The following is a 23431-nucleotide window of genomic DNA, read 5'->3' on the forward strand; positions in this document are numbered from 1 at the left end:
ACGGGAACCGGGCGCAGGCGCGCATCGAGCACGAGCACCTGTGTGTTGAACACCGGAGCACCGATCGGCACCGTCTCGACATCGGTATCCACGACCTCGTGGAACGTGACGTCGACCGCCGCTTCGGTCGGGCCGTACAAGTTGTGCAGGGACGCGCCGGTCAACTCCCGCAAGCGATGCGCGGGCTTGGGCGGCAACGCCTCACCGGAGGCGAACACAAGTCGCAGCGAATCGCATTGTGCGGCTGCGGCATCCGCGACGAATACCGCGAGCATCGACGGCACGAAGTGGGTGACGGTCACCTTTTCGGTGCTGATGATCTCGGCCAGGTAGGCGGGGTCACGATGCCCGTCCGGCTTGGCGACCACGAGGCGCGCGCCGATCTGCAACGGCCAGAAGAACTCCCACACCGACACATCGAAGGTGGCGGGCGTCTTCTGCAAGACCACATCAGTGGGCGTCAGCTGGTAGGCGGTCTGCATCCACACCAGGCGGTTGACGATCGCGGCGTGCGAAACCGCGACACCCTTCGGACGACCCGTCGAACCCGACGTGAAGATCACGTAGGCGGTATTCGACGGACGCAGCGGCGCACGACGGTCCGCGTCGGTGACCGGCGCCTCGGACAGGCCCTTCAGATCGAGCAGATCGATCCGCACCTGCGCGGTATCGATGTCCAGATCGCTGCCGGAGGTCAGCACACACACCGGATCGGCCGTGGCGAGGATGTATTCGGTCCGCTCGGCCGGGTGATCCGGGTCCAGCGGCACGTACGAGCCACCGGCCACGGCGACGGCGTACATGCCGACCACCAGATCGATCGAGCGCCGCATGCCCAGCGCCACATACGATTCCGGACCCACGCCGCGCGCGATCAGCCAGCGCGCCAGCTGGTTCACCCGCCAGGAGAACTCGGCGTAGGACAGACTTGTCCCCTCGAACGTGATCGCGGTCGCGTCCGGAGTGCGTTCGACCTGGTCGTAGAACATCGAGACCAGAGTCGCGCCGGCGTCCACCGAGTGCGCGGTGTCGTTCCAGCCCGACACCACCAGCTCGCGCTCAGCGGCATCCAGCAGTTCGATGTCGCCGACCACCGCGTCGGGCTCGTCGGTGATCGCGGTGAGCACCCGGATCAGGCGGTCGGCGATGCGGCGCACCGTCTGCTCGTCGAACAGGTCGCGCAGGTAGCCCGCGCGCACCCGCAGCCGCGAATCCAGCTGCGCGATCAGGGTCAACGGGTAGTGCGTGGCGTCGGCCGCGTCCAGGCCGACCACGGCCATGCCGTCGATGTCCGCCGCCTGCGCCTGCAAGCCCGCGGCGTCGACCGGGTAGGACTCGAACACCACCAGGGTGTCGAACAGGCCGCCGATGCCCGCGACCGCCTGGATGTCGGCCAAGCCCACGTAGTGGTGGTCCAGCAGATCGGCCTGCTCGCCCTGGGTGCGGGTCAGCAGCTCGCGCACGGACTCCGAGGAGTCGAAACGCACCCGCACCGGCACGGTGTTGATGAACAGGCCGACCATCGCCTCCACGCCGGACAGCTGCGCGGGACGACCGGAGACGGTGGTGCCGAACAGCACGTCGTCGCGGCTGGTCATGCGGCCGACGAGGATGCCCCACGCCGTCTGCAACACCGTGTTCGGCGTGACGCCGAGCGAACCGGCCAGCGCGGTCAGCCGCGCGGTGGTCGCCTCGTCCAGGTCGAAGAAGTACTCGCCGGACAGCGAGGTGATCTCACGACCGGCGTCCGGCCGCGCCAGCAGGGTCGGCTCCCCGACACCGCGCAACGCGCGCGCCCACGCGGCCAGCGACGCCGCGTGATCCTGCTGCCTGGTCCAGTCCAGGAAGTGGCGGTAGGACCGCACCGCCGGCAGCGCGGAGACGTCCGCGTGCGTGGCGTAGAGCACCAGCAGATCCCGCATGAGCAGCGGCATGGACCAGCCGTCGAGCAGGATGTGGTGGTTGGACACCACGAACTGCCAGCGGTCGGCCGCCACCTGGATCAGCGTGAAGCGGATCAGCGGCGGCTCGGCCAGGTCGAACCGGCGCATGCGGTCGGCCTCGATCAGGTCTTCGGCCGAACCGGATTCGATCCGGTCGTGCTCGGCCCACGCCACCCGGACGCTGTCCAGCACGATCTGCACCGCGTTGCCGTCGTGGTCGGTGACGAACGCGGTGCGCAGGTTCTCGTAGCGGTCCACCAGAGCCTGCGCGGCCGCGCGCAACCTGGCCGCGTCCACCCGGCCGGTGAGCGTCAGCACCGCCTGGGCGGTGTACACGTCCACCGAGCTCGCCGCGAGGCGGGCGTGGAAGAGCAGACCGGCTTGCAGCGCCGACAGCGGCCACACGTCGGCCAGCGCCGGGAAGCGCCGCTCCCAGACGTCGATGTCGCGCTGGGTGCTGCGCACGAGCGCGAAGTCCGACGGGGTGTGCCCGCCCGCGCCCGCCGAATTGGCGTGCCGCGCCACCGCTTCCAGCGCGGCGGTCCACAGCTCGCCGAACTCGCGCACGTCGGCGGCCGACAGCAGGGTGGACGGGTAGCCGATGTTCGCGGTCAGCTTGTCGCCCACCACGATCGCGTTCACATCCAGCGGCGCCATCGCGGGCATGTCCGCGTCGTAGGCGCCGCCCAGCGCGCCGAGTTCCGGCGCGGGGATCCAGCCGAAGCCGCGCAGCGACTCCGGCACGTCGCCCTCTGACACGCGGCCGAGGTAGTTGAAGCTCACCTGACCGGGCAGTTCGCGGGGCAGTTCGGCCGCGGTCTCGGCGTTCAGGTAGCGCAGCAGGCCGTAGCCGATGCCCTTGTCCGGCACCGAGAGCAGGTGCTCCTTGACCGCCTTCACGGCCGCGCCCAGCGCCGGGCCGCCGGTGAACGCGGCGTCCACGTCGATGCCGGACAGGTCGAACCGGACCGGGTAGATCGCGGTGAACCAGCCGACGGTGCGCGACAGATCCGCACCGGGCACCACGTCTTCCTCGCGGCCGTGACCCTCGAGGCGCAGCAGCAGGTCCTCGGCGCCCGCGGCCACCCTGCGCGCCCGCCACTTGGCGGTGGCCAGCGCCAGCGCGGTGAGCAGACCGTCGTTCACGCCGCCGTGGAACAGCGCGGGAACCGTGGTGAGCAGCGCCTTGGTGACCTCGGCCGACACCTCGACCCGATGCTTCTCGATGACGCCGGAGGTGTCGACCTCCGGGTCCATCGGACGCTCGGTCAGCAGCGGATCGGCCGCGGCGACCACCGAACGCCAGTAGTCGAGTTCGGCCACCCGCTCCGGGCTGGCCGCCTCGCGCTCCAGCGCGTACGCCCAGGCGCGCATCGACGTGGCCGGAGCGACCAGCTCGGGCGTCTGCCCGGCGGTGCGCTGGCCCCACGCGGTGACGAAGTCCGGCACCAGGATGCGCCAGGAGACGCCGTCCACGACCAGGTGGTGGGCGACGACGATCAGGCGTCCGGCGCGCTCGGCGGAATCGGGCTCCAGCCAGACGAACCGGATGACCACGCCCGCGGCGGGATCCAGCCGGTCCAGCGACTCGTCCAGTGCGGCCGAGGCGATCTCGACCAGTTCGGCATCGGTGACGCCCGCGTCGAACTCGGTGCGGTCGATCAGCGCGTCCACCTCGACCGTGCCCGGCGCGGCGGTCTCCACCACCCAGTCGTCGCCGTCGCGGCGCAGGCTCGCGCGCAGCATGTCGTGGCGATCGATGACAGCGCCGACCGTCGCGGCGATACCAGCGCGGTCGATGCCGACCGGCAGTTCCAGCGCCAGCGTCTGGTTGAACCGGCCGAACGAGCCGCGCCGCTCGGCCATGAACCGCACCACCGGCGTCAGCGGCATGACGCCGATGCCGCCGCCCGGCGGCTCGGCCAGCGTCGTCGCCGACGCCTCGGCCGCCTCGGTGGTCTCGGCGACCGACGCCAGACCCGCCACCGTGCGCTGCTCGAAGACGTGCCGGGGGGTGAACACCACGCCGCGCGCCTTGGCCCGCGACACCAGCTGGATGGAGACGATGCTGTCGCCGCCGAGCGCGAAGAAGGAGTCGTCGACACCGACCCGCTCCACGCCGAGCACCTCGGCGAACACCTCGGCGATGGTCTGCTCGAGCGGGGTGCGCGCCGCGCGGAACACGACCTCGGTCGCGAACACCGGCTCCGGCAGCGCCTTGCGGTCCAGCTTGCCCACCGGGGTGAGCGGCACGTGGTCGATCACCATGATCGACGAGGGCACCATGTAGGCGGGCAGACGTTCCTCGACGTGCGCGGTCAGCGCCGCCACGTCGATCGAATGTCCTTGCGCGGCAACGACGTACGACACCAGCGACACCGCGCCCGCTGCGCTCTTGTGGCCGACGGTGACGGCGAAGTCGACGGTCTCGTGCGAGGCCAGCGCCGCGTCGATCTCGCCGAGTTCGATGCGGAAACCGCGGACCTTCACCTGGAAGTCGGAGCGGCCGACATACTCGACCTCGCCGGTGTGGGTCCAGCGCACCACGTCACCGGTGCGGTACATCCGCGCGCCGGGCACGTACGGGTTGGCGACGAACCGCTCCGCCGACAGGCCGGGGCGCGCGTGGTAGCCGCGCGCCAGCTGGACGCCCGACAGATACAGCTCACCTGCGACACCCACCGGAACGGGCCTGAGCTGGGCGTCCAGGATCAGCGACTGCATGCCTCGAGTCGGGCCGCCGATGGTGACCCGGTCGCCCGGCGTGAGCGCGTCGCTGATGTTGGTCATGATCGTGGTCTCGGTCGGACCGTAACCGTTGTGGAAACGGCGGCCCGAACCGTCGGGCGCGCCACCCCACTTGGCGACCAGATCGGCGGGCACGGCCTCGCCGCCCGCCACGATCACCCGCATCCCGGCCAGCGCGGCCGAATCCAGCGACGCGAGCACCGACGGGGTGATGAAGGCGTGCGTGACCCGCTCGGCGCGGATCAGCTCGGACAGTTCCTCGCCGCCGTACACGCCGGGCGGGCAGACCACGAGCGCGCCGCCGCGACCGATCGCCAGCAGGAATTCCAGGATCGATGCGTCGAAGCTGGGCGAGGCGAAATGCAATGCGCGCGTGTCGGAATCGACGTCGTAGCGCTCGTTCTGCTCGTCGCGGAAGTTGGCGAGGCCCGCGTGGGTGACCACGACGCCCTTGGGCATGCCGGTGGAACCGGAGGTGTAGATGACGTAGGCCGGGTGCTCCGGCCGCACCGGGCGCACCCGGTCGGCGTCGGTGATCGCGGCGGCGTCGAACCCGTCGAGATCCAGCTCGTCGAGCACCAGCCACTCGACCGAGTCGGGCAGCTCGGCGCGCACCGACGCCACGGTCAGACCGATCGGGGAGCCGGAGTCGGTCACCATGTGCGCGATGCGGTCGGCCGGATAGGTCGGGTCGATCGGCACGAACGCGCCACCGGACTTCGACACCGCCCATTCGGCGAAGTACGACTCGTCCGATCGCGGCACGGCGACCGCCACCAGATCCTCGGTGCCGATGCCGCGCTCGATCAGCAAGCGGGCCAGGCGGTTCGACCGCGCGTCCAGCTCGCCGTAGGAGACACTTCTCCCCTGGAACACCACGGCGGGCGCCGCGGGATCGATGGCGGCGGCCTCGGCGATCAGGTCGGGCAGCGTCCGCGCGGGCGTGGCAGGGGCTCCGGTGCGTGCGATCAGGTCGGCGCGCTCCGCCGCGTCGAGCACGTCGATCGCGCCGACGGTCACCGACGGATCGGCCGCCACCGCCGCGAGCACACGCTCCCAGCGGTCCACGATGGCCGCCGCGGTCGCCTCGTCGAACAGCTCGGTGGCGTAGGTCAGCGCCAGCGCCATGGCGCCGGAACCGCTTTCGCCGCGCTCGGCGAGGGTGAACTGCAAGTCGAAGCGCGCGACGTTCTCTTCCAGGTCCAGCGCGGACACCGAGAGACCGGGCAGCTCCAGGGTGGTGCGCTCCAGGTTCTGGAACGCCAGCATCACCTGGAACAGCGGGTTGCGGGCCTGCGAGCGCTCCGGCGCGAGCAGTTCCACCAGCCGCTCGAACGGCACGTCGGCGTTGCCGTAGGCGTCCAGGTCGGTGCGGCGCACCCGGTCGAGCAGGCCGGCGAACGACTCACCCGGCTCGATACCCGTGCGCAGCACGAGCGTGTTGACGAACATGCCGACCAGGTCGTCGAGCGCGGCCTCGCCGCGGCCCGCGACCGGGGTGCCGACCGCGACGTCGTCGCTACCGGACAGCCGCGCCAGCAGCACCGCCAGCGCGCCGTGCATCACCATGAACAGCGACGCGCCGCGCTGCCGCGCGATCTCCTCCAGCGCGGCGACCAGGTCACCGGACAGCTCGCGGTGCAGCGTCGCGCCGCGGTGCGAGGCGACGGCCGGACGCGGGCGGTCGGTGGGCAGGGCCAGCTCGTCGGGGATGTCGTCGAGCGCGTGCCGCCAGTAGGCGACCTGCTCGGCCAGCAGCGAGTCGGGATCGTCTTCCGAGCCGAGGATCTCGCGCTGCCAGACCGCGAAGTCGGCGTACTGCACCGCCAGCGGGGCCCAGCCGGGAGCGCTGCCGGTGCTGCGCGCGGTGTAGGCGGCCATCACGTCGCGGGTCAGCGGGCCCATCGAGAAGCCGTCGGCCGCGATGTGGTGCACCACCACGACGAGCACGTGCTCGTCCGGCCCGGCCGCGTACAGCCGGGTGCGCAGCGGAACCTGTTCGGCCACATCGAAACCGGTGGTGACGAACTCGGTCACGGTCTCGAGCAGCCGCGCCGGGTCCACCGGCTCTGGATGCAGATCCAGCGCGATGTCCTCGGCGGGCACGATCACCTGTACCGGGGTGCCGCCGTGCTCGGGGTAGCGGGTGCGCAGCGATTCGTGCCTGCGCACCACGTCGGCCACCGCCAACCGCAGCGCCTCCACGTCCAGCGCGCCGGTGAGCCTGATGGCGATCGGCAGGTTGTAGGCCGCCGAGGAGGTGTCGTACTTGTTCAGGAACCACATGCGCTGCTGCGCGAACGACAGCGGCACCAGTTCGCCCGCCGCGCGCTCGCGGGCGACGAGGCGAGCCCGCGCCGCACCGTCGGCGTGCGATTCCACCCGCGCGGCGAGCGCTTCCACCGTCGAGGCCTCGAACAGGGTGCGCACCGCGACGGTCGTGCCGAGCGCGGAGCCGATGCGGGCGACGACCCTGGTGGCGATCAGCGAGTTGCCGCCGAGATCGAAGAAGTCGTCGTCCACGCCGACCCGGTCCAGGCCGAGCACGTCGGCGAACACCGCGGCGACGGTCTCCTGCACGGGGGTGGCCGGCGCGCGGAACGCGCGGGACTGCGCGGTCGGGGCGGGCAGCGCACGACGGTCCAGTTTCCCGTTGACCGTCAGCGGGATCCACTCCAGCCGCACCACGGCCGAGGGCACCATGTAGGCGGGCAGCTGCTCGGCCGCGCCGTCGCGCACCGCGTCCAGCGCGGGCTCAGCGCCCGGCTCGGACACCACGTAGGCGACGATCCGCTGATCGCCGGGCTGGTCCTCGCGCACGATGACCGCGGCCTGCGCGATGCCGGGCTGGGCGAGGATCGCCGATTCGATCTCGCCGAGCTCGATGCGGAAACCGCGCACCTTCACCTGGTCGTCGGCGCGGCCGAGGTATTCCAGCTCGCCGAAGCGGTTCCAGCGGGCGAGGTCGCCGGAGCGATACAGTCGCCCACCCGGCGTGTCGCCCATCGGGTCGGCGACGAAACGAGTCGCGGACAGATCGGGGCGGCCGAGGTAGCCGCGCGCCAATTGCGGTCCGGCCACGTACATCTCACCCGCGACGCCGACCGGCACCGGGCGCAGCCTGCTGTCGAGCACGTACACCCGCAGCCCGGCGATGGCGCGGCCGACCACGCTGCCGGAGGCGGCGGCGATGGTCGCGGCGTCCAGCGCGCGGTAGGACACGTGCACCGTGGTCTCGGTGATGCCGTACATGTTGACCAGCAGCGGTCCGGCCGACGCGCCGGTGCCGTCGCCGTGGCGCGCCACCCAGTCCGACAGCCTGCGCAGCTCCAGCGCCTCACCGCCGAAGACCACATACCGCAGCGCCAGCGGCGCGGCGTCGGACGCGGCGTTGCGGTCGGCCTCGGCCAGCTGGTAGAACGCCGACGGAGTCTGGTTGAGCACCGTGACGCGTTCGGCGCGCAGCAGTTCCAGGAACTGCTCCGGCGAGCGCGAAGTGTAGTAGTCGACCACGACGAGGGTGCCGCCGAACAGCAGCGGGCCCCACAGCTCCCACACCGAGAAGTCGAACGCGTAGCTGTGGAACAGCGTCCACACGTCGTCGGGCCCGAAACCGAAGTCGCGGTCGGTGTTCGCGAACAGCCGCACCACGTTGCGGTGCGCGACCGCGACACCCTTCGGGCGGCCGGTGGAGCCGGAGGTGTAGATCACGTACGCGACGTTGTCCGGCGTGAGCGCGGCATTGCGGTCGGCGTCGGTGATCGGGGCGTCGTCGGCGTCCTCGACGTTGCCGGTCTCCACCGCGAACCCGTCGAGCACGACGGACGGCAGCCCGGCGGGCACCTCGACCTGCACCGTGGAGTCGAGCACCACGCTGGTCGGGCGGGAATCGGCGAGCACGTAGGCGATGCGCTCGGCCGGGTAGGTCGGGTCCACCGGCACGTAACCCGCGCCGGTCTTCACCACGGCCAGCAGCGCGACCACCAGGTCCAGCGAGCGCGGCAGGATCACCGCGACCAGCGTCTCCGGTCCGGCGCCGTCGCTGATCAGCCTGCGCGCCAGCACATTCGCGCGCCGGTCCAGCTCGGCGTAGGTCAGCGTCTCCACGCCGAAGCGGGCCGCGACGCGGTGCGGATGCGCGGCGACGGCCGCGTCGAACAGCCCCACCAGGGTGATGTCGGGATCGGCGAACAGGCCCGCGACGCTCTCGGAGCCCGACGACACCCAGCGCTGCGAGACGTCCAGCCGCTCGCCCTCGCCCAGCAGATCGATGTCGCCGATCGCGGCACGCGGATCCTCGGCGACCCCGCGCAGGATGCGCACGAAGCGATCGGCGAACGCGGCCACCGTCTCCGGGTCGAACAGTTCGGTGGCGTAGTTCCACGACAGCGTCAACCCGCCGTCGGCGGCCTCGCCCACGGTGAGCTGCACATCGAATTTCGCGGTGCCCGGGTCGAATTCGACCGCGGCGACCTCGAGTCCGCCGGGCAGCGCGACCGCGCCGAGAGCGGCCGCCGAGGCCGCCTCGAAGGTCAGCGCGACCTGGAACAGCGGGTGGTGCGCCTGCGAGCGCGCCGGGCTGAGCACGTCCACCAGGCGCTCGAACGGCACGTCGGCGTTGGCGAACGCGGCCAGATCGGTGCGGCGCACCTGCTCGAGCAACTCGTCGAAGCCGGCGCCCGGCTCCACCTGGCTGCGCAGCACGAGCGTGTTGACGAACATGCCCACCACGTCGTCGAGCGCGCGTTCACCGCGGCCCGCGATCGGCGTGCCGATCGCGACGTCGGTGCTGCCCGACAACCGGCCCGCCCACACCGCCAGCGCGGCGTGCACCACCATGAACAGCGTCACGCCGCGAGCGCGCGCCAGCTCGGCCAGCGCCTCGTGCACCTGCGCGTCCACCGCGAAGTTGTGCGTGCCACCGGCGTTCGAGGCGATCTCGGGCCGGGGCCGGTCGGCGGGCAGCTCGATCTGGTCGGGCAGGTCACGCAGCTGCTCGGTCCAGTAGGCGATCTGCCTGGCCGCCACGGAGTCCGCGTCGTCCTCGGCGCCGAGCACCTCGCGCTGCCACAGCGCGTAGTCGGCGTACTGCACCTCGAGCGGAGCCCAGGAGGGAACCTCGCCGCGAGCGCGCTCGGTGTAGGCGAGCACGACATCGCGCAGCAACGGCCGCAGCGAGAAGCCGTCCGCGCTGATGTGATGCATCACCAGCACCGCGACGTGCTCGGTCGCCGACAGTGACAGCAGGCTCGCCCGGAACGGGATCTCGGCGGTCACGTCGAAACCGACGCTCGCCAGCTCGACGATCCGCGCGGGCAGTTCGTCCGCGCCGACCGGCTCGGCGACCAGGTCGAAGCCGACCTCGCCGACCGGGAGCACGCGCTGGTAGCCGGTGCCCTCCACCTCGGGGTAAATGGTGCGCAGCGCCTCGTGCCGCGCGAGCACATCACCGATGGCCGCGCCAAGCGCGGCAACGTCAAGCGCACCGGTCAGCCGCAGCGCCACCGGGATGTTGTTCACCGCGGTGCGGTTGTCGAACCGGTTGAGGAACCACATCCGCTGCTGCGCGAGCGACAACGGCACCAGCTCCGGCCGCTCCCGCGCCACCAGCGGCGTCCGGCCGCCCTCGTCCGCGGCGGATTCCACCTTCGCCGCCAGCGCGGCCACGGTCGACGCCTCGAACAGTGTGCGCACCGGGACCTGCGTGTTCAGCGCCTCGCCCAGCCGCGCCGCCACCTGGGTGGCGACCAGCGAGTTGCCGCCGAGTTCGAAGAAGTCGTCGTCCAGGCCGACCCGCTCCACGCCGAGGACCTCGGCGAAGGTCTCCGCCACGATCTCCTGCACCGGCGTCGCGGGCGCGCGGAACACCTTGGCCTCGAACACCGGCTCCGGCAGGGCCTTGCGGTCCAGCTTGCCGGAAGCGTTGAGCGGGAACTCGTCCAGCACCACGTAGGCCGCGGGCACCATGTAGCCGGGCAGCCGCGCGCCGAGCTCGGCCTTGACCGACTCGACGTCCACCACCCGGTCCGGGTCCGTCACCAGGTAGGCGACCAGCTGATCACCGGTCCGCTCGTCGGCGCGCACCACGACCACCGCCTGCGCCACCGAATCCAGCGCCGTCAGCGCCGACTCGATCTCGCCCAGCTCGATGCGCAGACCGCGCACCTTCACCTGGAAGTCGGTGCGGCCCAGGTACTCCAGTTCACCGTCTTCGGTCCAGGCCACCAGGTCGCCGGTGCGGTACATCCGCTCGGCGACGCCGAACGGGTTGGCCACGAAACGCTCGGTGGTCAGGTCGGGGCGGCCGACATAGCCGTGCGCCAGCTGCGCGCCAGCGAGGTACAGCTCGCCGGGTACGCCGACCGGAACCGGCCGCAGCCGCGAATCCAGCACGTAGACCTGCGTGTTGAACACCGGGGCGCCGATCGGCACCGACACCGTGTCGTGGTCGGTCACCTCGTGGAAGGTGACGTCGACCGCGGCCTCGGTCGGGCCGTACAGGTTGTGCAGCCGCGCGCCGGTCAGCTCGCGCAGCTTCTGCGCGGTCACCGCGGGCAGCGCCTCACCGGACGCGAAAACGTTGCGCAGGCTGGTGCATTCGGCCGCCCGCTCCTCTGCGACGAACACCGACAGCATCGACGGCACGAAGTGCGCCGTGGTGACCTGCTCGTCGACGATCAGGCGCGCCAGGTACGCGGGATCGCGATGCCCGTCCGGCTTCGCCACCACCAACCGCGCGCCCACCTGCAACGGCCAGAAGAACTCCCACACCGACACGTCGAAGGTCGCGGGCGTCTTCTGCAACACCACGTCGTAGGCCGCCAAGCCGTACTCGGCGTGCATCCACACCAGACGGTTGACGATCGCGGCGTGCGAGACCGCGACGCCCTTCGGGCGGCCGGTCGAACCGGACGTGAAGATCACGTACGCGGTGTTGGCCGGACGCAGCGGCTTGTGCCGGTCGGCGTCGGTCAGCGGCTGGTCGGAGAACTCCGACAGGTCGAGCTGATCGATGCGCACCTGCCGGGAGACGGTGGTCTCCAAATCGGAGCCGGAGGTCAGCACGCACACCGGGCGCGCGGTCTCCAGGATGTAGTCGATGCGCTCGGCCGGATGGTCCGGGTCCAGCGGCACGTACGCGCCGCCCGCGGCGTTCACCGCGTACATGCCGACCACCAGATCGATGGAGCGGCGCATGCCCAGCGCCACATACGATTCCGGCCCGACGCCGTTGACCTTCAGCCAGCGCGCCAGCTGGTGGACCCGGCGGGCGAACTCGGCGTAGGACAGACTTGTCCCCTCGAACGTCACGGCGGGACTGTCCGGGGTACGCGCGACCTGGGCTTCGAACAGCGAGACCAGGGTCGCGGCGGCGTCGCCGACCGGCGAGGTGAGCGCGGCGTCGACCGCGAATTCGGTCGCGTTCCACCGCTCGATGACCAAGGCCCGCTCGGCGTCGTCGAGCAGGTCGATGTCGCCGACGGTGACCGACGGATCGGCGGCGATGCCGCGCAGCACGCGCACGAAGCGCTCGGCGAACGTCCCGGCGAACACCCCGTCGAAAAGATCGGTGGCGTAGACGAGTTCGGCGTCCATCGCCGTCTCCGCCCCGGGGACCTCGCTGAGCGTGAGCTGCAGGTCGAACTTCGCCGTCGGCTGGTCGATGCCGAGCTCGGAGACGGTGAGTCCGGGCAGTTCCAGCGCCGTGCGGCCGAGGTTCTGGAACGACAGCATCACCTGGAACAGCGGGTGGCGCGCCTGCGAGCGCGCCGGGTTGAGCACCTCGACCAGCCGTTCGAACGGCACGTCCGCGTGCGCGAACGCCTGCAGGTCGCGTTCGCGGACCCGGCCGAGCAGGTCGGAGAACGACTCGGCGGTGTCGACCTGAGCGCGCAGCACCAGGGTGTTGACGAACATGCCGACCAGATCGTCGAGCGCCTGCTCGCCACGACCGGCGACCGGAATGCCGATGGCGATGTCCTCGGAGCCGCTCAACCGCGCCAGCAGGGCGGCGAAGGCGCCGTGCACCACCATGAACAGCGTGCTGCCGTGCGTGTGCGCGACCCGGTTCAGGTCCTCGATCAGCTCGCCCGGCACGCGGAACCGGTAGGTGCCCGCGCCGTAGGAGGCGACGGCGGGCCGAGGGCGACCGGCCAGGCGCAGTTCGTCGGGCAGGCCGGCAAGCGTCTCGCGCCAGTAGTCGAGCTGCTCGGAGATCAGCGAGGTCGGGTCGTCCTCGGAGCCCAGCGTGTCGCGCTGCCACAGCGCGAAGTCCACGTACTGCACCGCCAGCGGCGGCCAGCCCGGCTCGGCCTCGGAGGTCCGCGCCACGTAGGCGGTCATCAGGTCGCGCACCAGCGGGCGCATGGAGAAGCCGTCCGCCGCGATGTGGTGCACCACCACGACCAGCACGTAGTCGTCCGGGGCGAGCCGGTAGGCGCGCAGGCGCACCGGCGGCTGGGTGGTCACGTCGAACCCGCGCTCGACGAACTCGTAGAGCACGCCGAGCAATTGGCCCTCGGCCACCTCGACCACGTCCAGTTCGGGGATGGCCCTGGTGGCGTTCAGCACGCGCTGATAGGCCACACCGTCGCGAGACGGGTAGATCGTGCGCAGCGATTCGTGGCGGCCGACCACGTCGGCGATCGCTCCGCGCAGCGCGTCCAGATCCAGCGCGCCTTCCAGCCGCACCGCGGCCGGGATGTTGTTCGCGGCGGAGTCGGCGTCGAAGCGGTTGAGGAACCACATGCGCTGCTGCGCCAGCGACAGCGGCGGGTGCTCGGGACGCACCTGTGCCGTGAGCGCCTGTCGCGCACCGGTTCCCGCGTGCGACTCGATCCGCGCGGCGAGCGCGCCCACGGTCGGCGCCTCGAACAGCACACGCACGCCGACCTCGGTGTTCAGCGCCGCGCTGACGCGGGCGACCACCTGCGTCGCCACCAGCGAGTTGCCGCCGAGTTCGAAGAAGTCGTCGTCCACGCCGACGCGCGGCACGCCGAGCAGGTCGGCGAAGATCTCCGCGACGATCTCCTCGATCGGGGTCGACGGAGCGCGGAACACCCTGGCCTCGAACACCGGCGCGGGCAGCGCCTTGCGGTCCAGCTTGCCGGAGGCGTTGACCGGGAAGGCGTCCAGCACCACCAGCGCGGCCGGGACCATGTAACCGGGCAGCGCCGCGGCCAGCGCGGTCTTCACCTCGTCGATGTCGACGGCCACATACGGTTCGCAGACCAGGTAGCCCACCAGCTGGTCGCCCGCGTGCGCGTCCGAGCGCAGCACGACCACCGCCTGCGCGATCCCCGGCTGCGCCAGCAGCGCCGACTCGATCTCGCCCAGCTCGATGCGCAGGCCGCGCAGCTTCACCTGGAAGTCGGTGCGGCCCAGGTAGTCCAGCTCGCCGTTCGGGGTCCAGGCCACCAGGTCGCCGGTGCGGTACATCCGCTCGCCCGGCGCGCCGTAGGGGTTGGCCACGAAGCGGTCGGCGGTCAGGTCGGCGCGGCCGAGGTAGCCGAGCGCCAGCTGTTCGCCCGCGAGATACAGCTCACCCGCGACACCCGGCGCGACCGGGTGCAGGCGGCTGTCGAGCACGAACACGCGGGTGTTCCACACCGGGCGTCCGATCGGCACCGACACGGTGTCGGCGTCGGTCGCCTCGTGATAGGTCACGTCGACGGCGGCCTCGGTCGGGCCGTACAAGTTGTGCAGGCGCGCGCCGGTCAGCTCGCGCAAACGCTGCGCGGTCTGCGCGGGCAGCGCCTCACCGGAGGCGAAGACCTGCCGCAGCCGCGGCGCGGGCAGTCCGTCACCGTTCTCGTTGCCGAGCGTGGAGACGAACACCGACAGCATGGACGGCACGAAATGCGCCGTGGTGATCTGCTTCTCGGCGATGATCTGGGACAGGTACACCGGGTCGCGGTGCCCGTCCGGGCGCGCGACGACCAGCCTGGCGCCGGTCTGCAACGGCCAGAAGAACTCCCACACCGACACGTCGAACGTGGCGGGCGTCTTCTGCAGCACCGCGTCGTCGCGGCCGATCGGGTACTCGTGCTGCATCCACAGCAGCCGGTTCACGATCGCGGCGTGGCTGACCGCCACACCCTTCGGGCGGCCGGTGGAACCGGAGGTGAAGATCACGTACGCGGTGTTCTCCGGCCGCAACGGGCGCGTGCGCTCGGCGTCGGTGATCGGCGCGCCACTGGTCTCGGCGAACCCGGGCACGCCCTCGATGCCCTCCACCGACAGCGCGGTGACTTCCGGCTGCGGGTCGAGGCCGAATCCGTCCGCCGAGCGGTACAGGATCATCCGCGGGCGCGCGGTCTCGATGATGTAGTTGATCCGCTCGGCGGGCTGGTCCGGGTCGAGCGGCACATAGGCCGCGCCGGTCTGCACCACCGCGTACATCGCGACGACCAGTTCGGTGGAACGCCGCAGCGCCAGCGCCACCAGCGATTCCGGGCCGACGCCCGCGCCGATGAGCTGGCGGGCGATGCGGTTGGCCCGCTCCTGGAACTGGCGGTAGGTCAGCCGCTCGCCCTCGAAGTCCAGCGCGATCGCGTCCGGCGTCGCCGCCGCCTGCGCGTCGAACAGCGAGACCAGCGTGGCGACCTGGTCCACCGGATGTCCGGTGTCGTTCCAATCGACCAGCACCCGCGCGCGTTCCTCGGACGCCAGCAACTCGATGTCGCCGATCGGGACGTCCGGGTCGGCGGTCACGGCCGCGAGGATGCGGTCGAGGCGCCGGGCGAACGCCGCGACGGTCGGCTCGTCGAAAAGGTCGAGCGCGTAGGAGAACTCGGCCGACATACCCGCCGAATCGCCCTGCTCGTCCTGGGTCTCCGACAGCGTCAGCTGTAGGTCGAACTTGGCCAGCCGCGCGTCGTAGTCGATGCCGTTGACCGAGAGACCGGGCAGCTCCAGGCTGGCCTGCCTGGTGTTCTGGAAGGTCAGCATGACCTGGAACAGCGGGTGGCGCGCCTGCGAGCGCGCCGGGTTGAGCACCTCCACCAGCCGCTCGAACGGCACGTCGGCGTGCGCGAACGCGTGCAGGTCGGTCTCGCGGGCGCGGGCGAGCAGGTCGGCGAAACTCATCGCGCCGTCCACCTCGGTGCGCAGCACCAGGGTGTTGACGAACATGCCGATCAGGTCGTCCAGCGCGGCTTCACCGCGACCGGCGACCGGGGTGCCGATCGCGATGTCGCTGGTGCCGCTGGCACGGGCCAGCAGGACCGCCAGCGCGCTGTGCAGCACCATGAACAGCGACGCGTTGTGCCTGCGGCCCAGCTCGACCAGGGCACGCTGGGTCTCGCCGGAGATCACGAACGGGTAGGTGCCGCCGCGGTAGGACGCCACGGCGGGGCGCGGGCGATCCGACGGCAGCGTCAATTCGTCGGGCAGATCGGCCAGTTCGCGGGTCCAGTACCGGATCTGGTTGGCGATCAGCGAACTCGGGTCGTCCTCCGAGCCGAGCACCTCCCGCTGCCACAGCGCGTAGTCGGCGTACTGCACCGGCAGCGCCGACCACGCGGGCGCCTCCCACGACGTGCGCGCGGCGTAGGCCACCATCACGTCGCGGGCCAGCGGACCCATCGACCAGCCGTCGGCCGAGATGTGGTGCACCACCATGCCGAGCACGTACTCGGTCTCGCTGATCTCGAACAGCCGCGCGTGCAGCGGCACTTCGCTGGTCACGTCGAACGCCATCGACGCCAGCTCGACCAGGTGATCGATCAGGTTGTGCTCGGTCACCGGCACCGGGGTCAGGTCCGGCACGATCTGCGCCGCGTCCAGCACCACCTGCACCGGGCCGGTCTTGGTCTCCGGGAACACCGTCCGCAGCGACTCGTGCCGGTCGATCACGTCGATGACCGCGACCTGCAACGCGGCGATGTCCAGATCGCCGGACAACCGGATCGCGACCGGGATGTTGTTGACCGCCGAGGAGGTGTCGAACCGGTTGAGGAACCACATGCGCTGCTGCGCCAGCGACAGCGGCACCTGCTCCGGGCGCTGCCGGGCCACCAGCGCCTTGCGCGCGCCGTCACCGGCGTGCGACTCCACCCGCGCGGCCAGCGCCTCGACCGTGGACGCCTCGAACAGCATGCGCACCGGCACCCTGGTGTCCAGCGCGATGCCGAGGCGGGAAGCCACCTGGGTGGCGATCAGCGAGTTGCCGCCCAGCTCGAAGAAGTCGTCGTCCACGCCGACGCGGGAGATGCCGAGCACCTCGCCGAAGATCTGCGCGACGATCTCCTCGATCGGCGTCGTGGGCGCGCGGAATTCGCGCACCTCGAACACCGGCGCGGGCAGCGCCTTGCGGTCCAGCTTGCCGGAAGCGTTCAGCGGGAACGCCTCCAGCACCACGATCGCCGACGGCACCATGTACGCGGGCAGCGTCCGGTGCAGAGCGTTCTTGATGTTGTCGATGTCGACCGGGCCGCCGGTGCTCACCACGTAGGCGACCAGCTGATCGCCCGCGACGGTCTCCATGACCAGCACCACGGCCTGGGTGACGGCCGGGTGGTCGAGCAGTGCGGTCTCGATCTCGCCGAGCTCGATGCGCTGACCGCGGAACTTCACCTGGAAGTCGGTGCGGCCGATGTACTCCAGCACACCCGCGCTGCCCACCTCGGGATCGCGCGGCCGCACCCACCGCACCAGGTCGCCGGTGCGGTACAGGCGGGAACCGGGCGGGCCGAACGGGTCGGCCACGAAGCGTTCCGCGGACAGGTCGGGGCGGCCGTGGTAACCGCGGGCGGTCTGCACGCCGCCGAGGTACAGCTCGCCTGGCACGCCGACCGGCACCGGGGCGAGGCCCTCGTCCAGCACGTAGGTCTGCGCGTTCCACACCGGGCGGCCGATCGGCACCGACGTCGGCGCGACCTCGTTGAGGTGCCAGGCGGTGGCGTGCACGGTGAACTCGGTCGGACCGTACAGGTTGTGCACCGCGGCGGTGGAGAACTGCCGGAACGCGGTGACGGTCGCGGGCGGCAGCGCCTCACCGGCGACCAGAACCGCACGCAGCGAAGCGCATTCGGCGGTGTCCGCGGCGCCCGCGAACACCGAGAGCATGGACGGCACGAACGAGGTCATGGTGACCCGGTGCCGTCCGATGATCTCCGAGAGGTAAATCGGGTCGCGATGACCGTCCGGCGCGGCGATCAGCATGCGGGCGCCGACGGCGAGCGTGCCGAACAGCTCCCACACCGACACGTCGAAGGTGACCGGCGTCTTCTGCAGGATCACATCGGCCGGGCCGATCCGGTATTCGGCGGTGATCCAGGCGATCTGGTTGACCACCGACGCGTGGCTGACCGCGACGCCCTTGGGGCGGCCGGTCGAACCGGAGGTGTAGAGCACGTAGGCGGTGTTCGCCGGGCGCAGCGGGGCGCGGCGCTCGGCGTCGGTGACCGGTCCCTCGTCGAACCCGCTCAGGTCGATGGTGTCCAGCGTCAGCACCGGGATGTCCGCGGCGGTGACGTTGTCGGCGGTGGTGGTGAGCACGCACACCGGCGACGAACTGTCGAGCACGTACTCCGTGCGCTCGGCCGGGTGGTCGGGGTCGATCGGCACGTAGCCACCGCCCGCGGTGAGCGTGGCGTAGATCGCCACCAGCATGTCCACCGAGCGGCGGATGCCGACGGCGACCAGCGTCTCCGGGCCGACGCCCGTCCCGATCAGCTTGCGCGCCAGGCTGTTCACCCGCGCGGCGAACTCGGCGTAGGTCAGCTCGACCGGCGCGCCGAACTCCTCCGCGCCGCGCGAGCCGCCGTCGAACACCACGGCCGGATCGTCCGGCCTGCCCCGCACCTGCTCTTCGAACAGGTCGAGCACGGTGGCGGCGGGCACGTCGTGGCGGGTGTGGTTCCACTCGGTCAGCACCCGGGCGCGCTCGGCCTCGTCCAGGATCTCGATGTCGCGCACCGTGGTTCCCGGCGCGGCGACCGCGGCTTCCAGCACACGCAGGTAGCGGCGGCCGAATTCGGCGACGGTGGGCGCGTCGAACAGGTCGGTGGCGAAGGAGATGACCGCGCCCATGCCCGCGGGCTCGCCGTTCGCGCCGCGCTCCTCGGTGACCGTCCACTGGAGGTCGAATTTGGCGATGTCCACCTCGAGCTCGTCGGCGGTGACCGAGAGACCGGGCAGTTCCAGCGTCGCGTGCGACATCTCCTGGAACGACAGCATCACCTGGAACAGCGGGTGGCGCGCCTGCGAGCGGGTCGGGTTGAGCACCTCGACCAGCCGCTCGAACGGCACGTCGGCGAACGCGAACGCGGCGAGGTCGGTTTCCCTGGTGCGGCCGAGGAATTCGGCGAACGACTCGCTGCCGTCCACCTCCGAGCGCAGCACGAGGGTGTTGACGAACATGCCGATCAGGTCGTCGAGCGCCTGCTCGCCGCGCCCGGCCACCGGGGTGCCGATCGCGATGTCGCTGGTGCCGGACAACCGGGCCAGCAGCACCGCCAGCGAGGCGTGCATGACCATGAACAGGCTGACGCCCTGCGCGCGGGCCAGCCCGACCAACCGCCGGTGCAGCTCGGCGTCGATGTCGAAGCTCACCCGGCTGCCGTGGAAGCTCTGCACCGGCGGACGCGGGCGGTCCGCGGGCAGGTCGAGCTGATCCGGCAGCCCCGCCAGCGCCCTGCGCCAGTAGGCGATCTCGCGCGCCGCCATGGACGCGGGATCGGATTCCGCGCCGAGCAGTTCGCGCTGCCAGACACTGAAGTCCTGGTACTGCACCGGCAGCGGCGCCCAGCTCGGCGCCTCGCCCGCGGCGCGGGACAGGTAGGCGGCGGCCACGTCGCGCGCGAGCGGTCCGAAGGAGAAGCCGTCGGCCGCGATGTGGTGCACCACGAACGCCACCGCGTAGTCGGCCGCGCCGTTGCCGCGCCCGCCGGTGACCGCGAAGACCCGCACCCGGATCGGCAGCTCGCGCGAGACGTCGAACCCGCGCGCGGCGAATTCGGCCAGCGCGCCGTGCAGTTCGGCCTCGTCGATCGGCTGCACCTCGATGCCGAGATCGACCTGGTCCACCGGAAGCACCTGCTGGTAGCCGCCGTCGCCGGACTCGGGGAAGATCGTGCGCAGCGACTGCTGCCGCTCCACCACGTCCAGCAGCGCCGACTGCAACGCGTCCAGGTCCACCTGGCCGCGCAACCGCACCACGAACGGCAGGTTGTAGGTCGGCACGGTCGGGTCGAACTGGTTGATGAACCACATGCGCTGCTGCGCCAGCGACAGCGGCACCCGCTCCGGCAACTGCTGGGCCACCAGCGGCGGGCGCGATTCGCCCACGGGGGCGGCGTTCTCGGCGCGTGCGGCGATACCGGCGACGGTCGGGGTCTCGAACAGCGCCCGCACCCCGATCTGGGTGCCGAACGCGGCGCCGATGCGCGCCACCACCTGGGTGGCGACCAGCGAGTTGCCGCCCAGATCGAAGAAGTTGTCGTCGATGCCGACGCGGTCCTGGCTGAGCACGTCGGCGAAGATGCCGGCCACGATCTGCTCGGCCTGGGTGCGCGGCGCGCGGAAATCGCCTGCGTCGGCGCTGAACACCGGCTCCGGCAGGGCCTTGCGGTCCAGCTTGCCGCTGGTGTTGAGCGGGAAGGCGTCCAGCACCATGATCGATGCGGGCACCATGTAGCTGGGCAGCTGCTCGGCGGCGAACCTGGTCAGCTCGACCGGCTCGACGGTGTGGCCGGGAGCGGGGACGACGTAGGCCACCAACTGCTGACCGGTCGCGGTGTCCATCACCAGCACCACGGCTTGGCTGACCGCGGGATGGGCGAGCAGGTCGGTCTCGATCTCGCCGAGCTCGATGCGCTGGCCGCGGAACTTCACCTGGAAGTCGGTGCGGCCGATGTATTCCAGCGTGCCCGCCTCGTTCCAGCGCACGAGGTCGCCGGTGCGGTACATCCGCTCACCGGTGCTCGACAGCGGGTTCGCGACGAAGCGGTCCGAGGTCAGGTCGGGACGGCCGCGGTAACCCCGCGCGAGCTGACGCCCGCCGAGGTACAGCTCACCCGGCGCGCCGATCGCGGCCGGGCGCAGCCGCGAATCCAGCACGTAGACCTGGACGTTCCACTCCGGGATACCGATCGGCACGGTCACCGTGTCGGCGGCCGTCGCCTCCCAGTAGGTCACCGAGACCGCGGCCTCGGTCGGGCCGTACAGGTTGTGCAGCCCCGCGTCGGTGATCGCGCGGAAGCCCGCCGCGGTCTCCGGCGGCAGCGCCTCGCCGATCACGAAAACCGCGCGCAGCGTGGCGCATTGGGCCCGCGTGGCGTGCGCGACGAACACCGTGAGCATGGACGGGACGAAGTCGGTGACGGTCACCCCGTGCCGGGAGATCATCTCCGCCACGTACAGCGGGTCGCGGTGCCCGTCGGGCGAGGCGATGACCAGCTTCGCGCCCACCAGCAACGGCAGGAAGTAGCCCCACAGCGACACGTCGAACGTGGTCGCGGTCTTCTGCAGATACACGTCCGCCGCGGTCAGCCGGTACTCGTCGAGCATCCACAGCTGCTGGTTGACGATCGCGTGATGGGTGACCGCGACGCCCTTGGGGCGACCGGTCGAACCCGAGGTGTAGATGACGTAGGCGGTGTTGTCCGGACGCAGCGGCGCGACGCGGTCGGCGTCGGTCACCGGGTCGGCGGAGTACGCCGAGGTGTCCAGGGTGTCGATCTCCACCCGCCGCACCGACTCGGGCAGCTCGAGCTCGTCGGCCGAGAGCGTCAGCACGCACACCGGCGCGGCGCTGTCGAGGATGTAGGCGGTGCGTTCGGCCGGATGATCCGGATCGATCGGCACGTACGCGCCACCGGCCTTCAGCACGGCGTGCATGCCGATCACCAACTCCAGCGAGCGGCGCATGCCCAGCGCGACCAGCGACTCCGGGCCCACGCCGTCGGCGATCAGGAAGCGGGCCAGTCGGTTGACCCGCGCGTCGAACTCCGCGTAGGTGAGCGTCGCGCCCTCGAAATCGAGCGCGACGTTGTCCGGGGTCAGCGCCATCTGCGCGTCCAGCAGCGCGGCGAGCGTGGTCTCCGGGACTTCCTGCTCGGAGTCGTTCCACTCCAGCAGCGTCCGCTCGCGCTCGTCGGCGGTGGTGACCGGAAGACCCCACACGGTGGTGTCCGCCCCCGCGGCGAGGAAGCGATCGAAGAACTCCAGGAAGCGGCCGTGGTGACGGCGCGCCTCGTCCTCGGTGTAGAGGTTGGGGTTGGTCTCGAAATCGATGTGCGAGCGCGTGCCCGCGACCGACTGGTAGAAGTTGACGCCCAGATCCTCGATGCTGCCGGTGGACAGCACGTGCATCTGCCCGACCACCGAGCCGAGCGCGATCTCGTCGTGGAACAGCATGATGTTGACCCACGGACCGAAGAACTCCGTGGTCACCACGCCGTCACCGGCCGCGTCGCGGCGGATGTCCTCGTGCCGGTAGCGCTGGTGCCGCAGCGCGCCGGACACCTCGACCTGCACCTGCTTGAGCAGTTCCGCCACCGTCGTGTCGTGGCCGACGTGCAACCGCAGCGGCACGATGTTCGACGACGCGCCACCCGAGCGGCGCATCGCCGCGGTGGTGCGCGCGGTCACCGGCAGGCTCAGAATGACGTCCTCGACGCCGTTCCACTGCGCCAGATACGCCGCGAAGCCGGCCAGCAGCAGCCCGGCGGGCGAGGAATCGTGCCGCGCGACCGCCGCGTCCAGCGCGGCGTTCTGCTCGTCCGACAGCGCGGCGCTGGCGATGCCGTTGATCGCCGCGGGCGGCGCGGAACGGCCGGTCAGGCTGGTGCCTTCCTCCAGCCCCGCCACTCGCTGGGCCCAGTACTCCTTGTCGGAGGTGAAGCGCGAGCTCTCCCGGTAGGCGATCTCCTGCTCGAACAGCGTGCGCAGATCCGTCGCCTTCGACGGCGCGGGCTCGACGCCTTCGGCATACGCGGTGTACAGCTCGGCGATCCGGTTGACGTTGGTCATCGCGCCGAAGCCGTCGAGCGCGATGTGGTGCGAGCGGCTGTACCAGTACCAGTGGTCGTCGGCCAGTTGCAGCGCGGCCGCCTTGATCAGGCGGTCGGTGGTCAGATCGAGCGGACGGCTGTACTCGGCGCGCATCCACGCCAGCGCGGCGGCCTCCGGATCGGCTTCCCCGCGCAGGTCGACGTACTCGACGCGGTCGTAGTCGGCGATCGAGTGGTCGACGAACTGCAACGGCTCGCCGTCACGCTCGACGATCCGCAGGAAACCCGAACCCAGCTCGTGCGAGGCGTCGATGCTGGCCCGGTTGAGCAGTTCGACGTCGAGCTCCCCGCGCAGGTCGACGTACTGCGCGATGTTGACCGGCACCTGCGGGTCGACATGCTGCGCGTACCAGATACCCAGCTGAGCAGGGGACAACGGGAAAGCGCCGGACAAGCCGGGGTCCACCCCAGCACCAGCGTCCGTCCGTTCGCCACCAGTTTCGCCGTTTCCGCCGAAATCCAGCCGGTCCAACCGTAACCTCGCTTCCGGAACACCACGCAAGCGCTCCCCGACCACACCCGGAGAGGGCGCCCACCTATCCGAGCGTGGCGCCTGCGTCTCCAGGTTCAGTTCTCACATCAAATCAGGCAAAAATGTTCATTTGAACTATCTGTCCAACCGGCCGGGCTCGTTACATGGGCTCGACCGCGCCCAGAACCCACCGACCGGCTCCGCCGGGACCTTCTTTGCGAATCACCGGATCAATCTACCGTCGCCCCCGG

Annotated in this window: 1 protein-coding gene (running past one end of the window); it reads right to left on the minus strand. The window is 71.0% G+C overall.

Annotation, left to right across the window (positions count from 1 at the left end; all coding sequences use genetic code 11):
* On the minus strand, window positions 1–23180 hold the 5' portion of the coding sequence (locus NB3_RS02235; protein ID WP_067795598.1) for a non-ribosomal peptide synthetase. It extends 20491 nt beyond the left edge of the window; 23180 of the gene's 43671 nt are visible here — the first part of the coding sequence; its start codon is at window positions 23178–23180; the stop codon falls past the left edge of the window.
* Between the last annotated feature and the right edge of the window lie 251 nt (window positions 23181–23431).

Source organism: Nocardia beijingensis NBRC 16342, from assembly GCF_001612785.1.
Taxonomy (GTDB): Bacteria; Actinomycetota; Actinomycetes; order Mycobacteriales; family Mycobacteriaceae; genus Nocardia; species Nocardia beijingensis.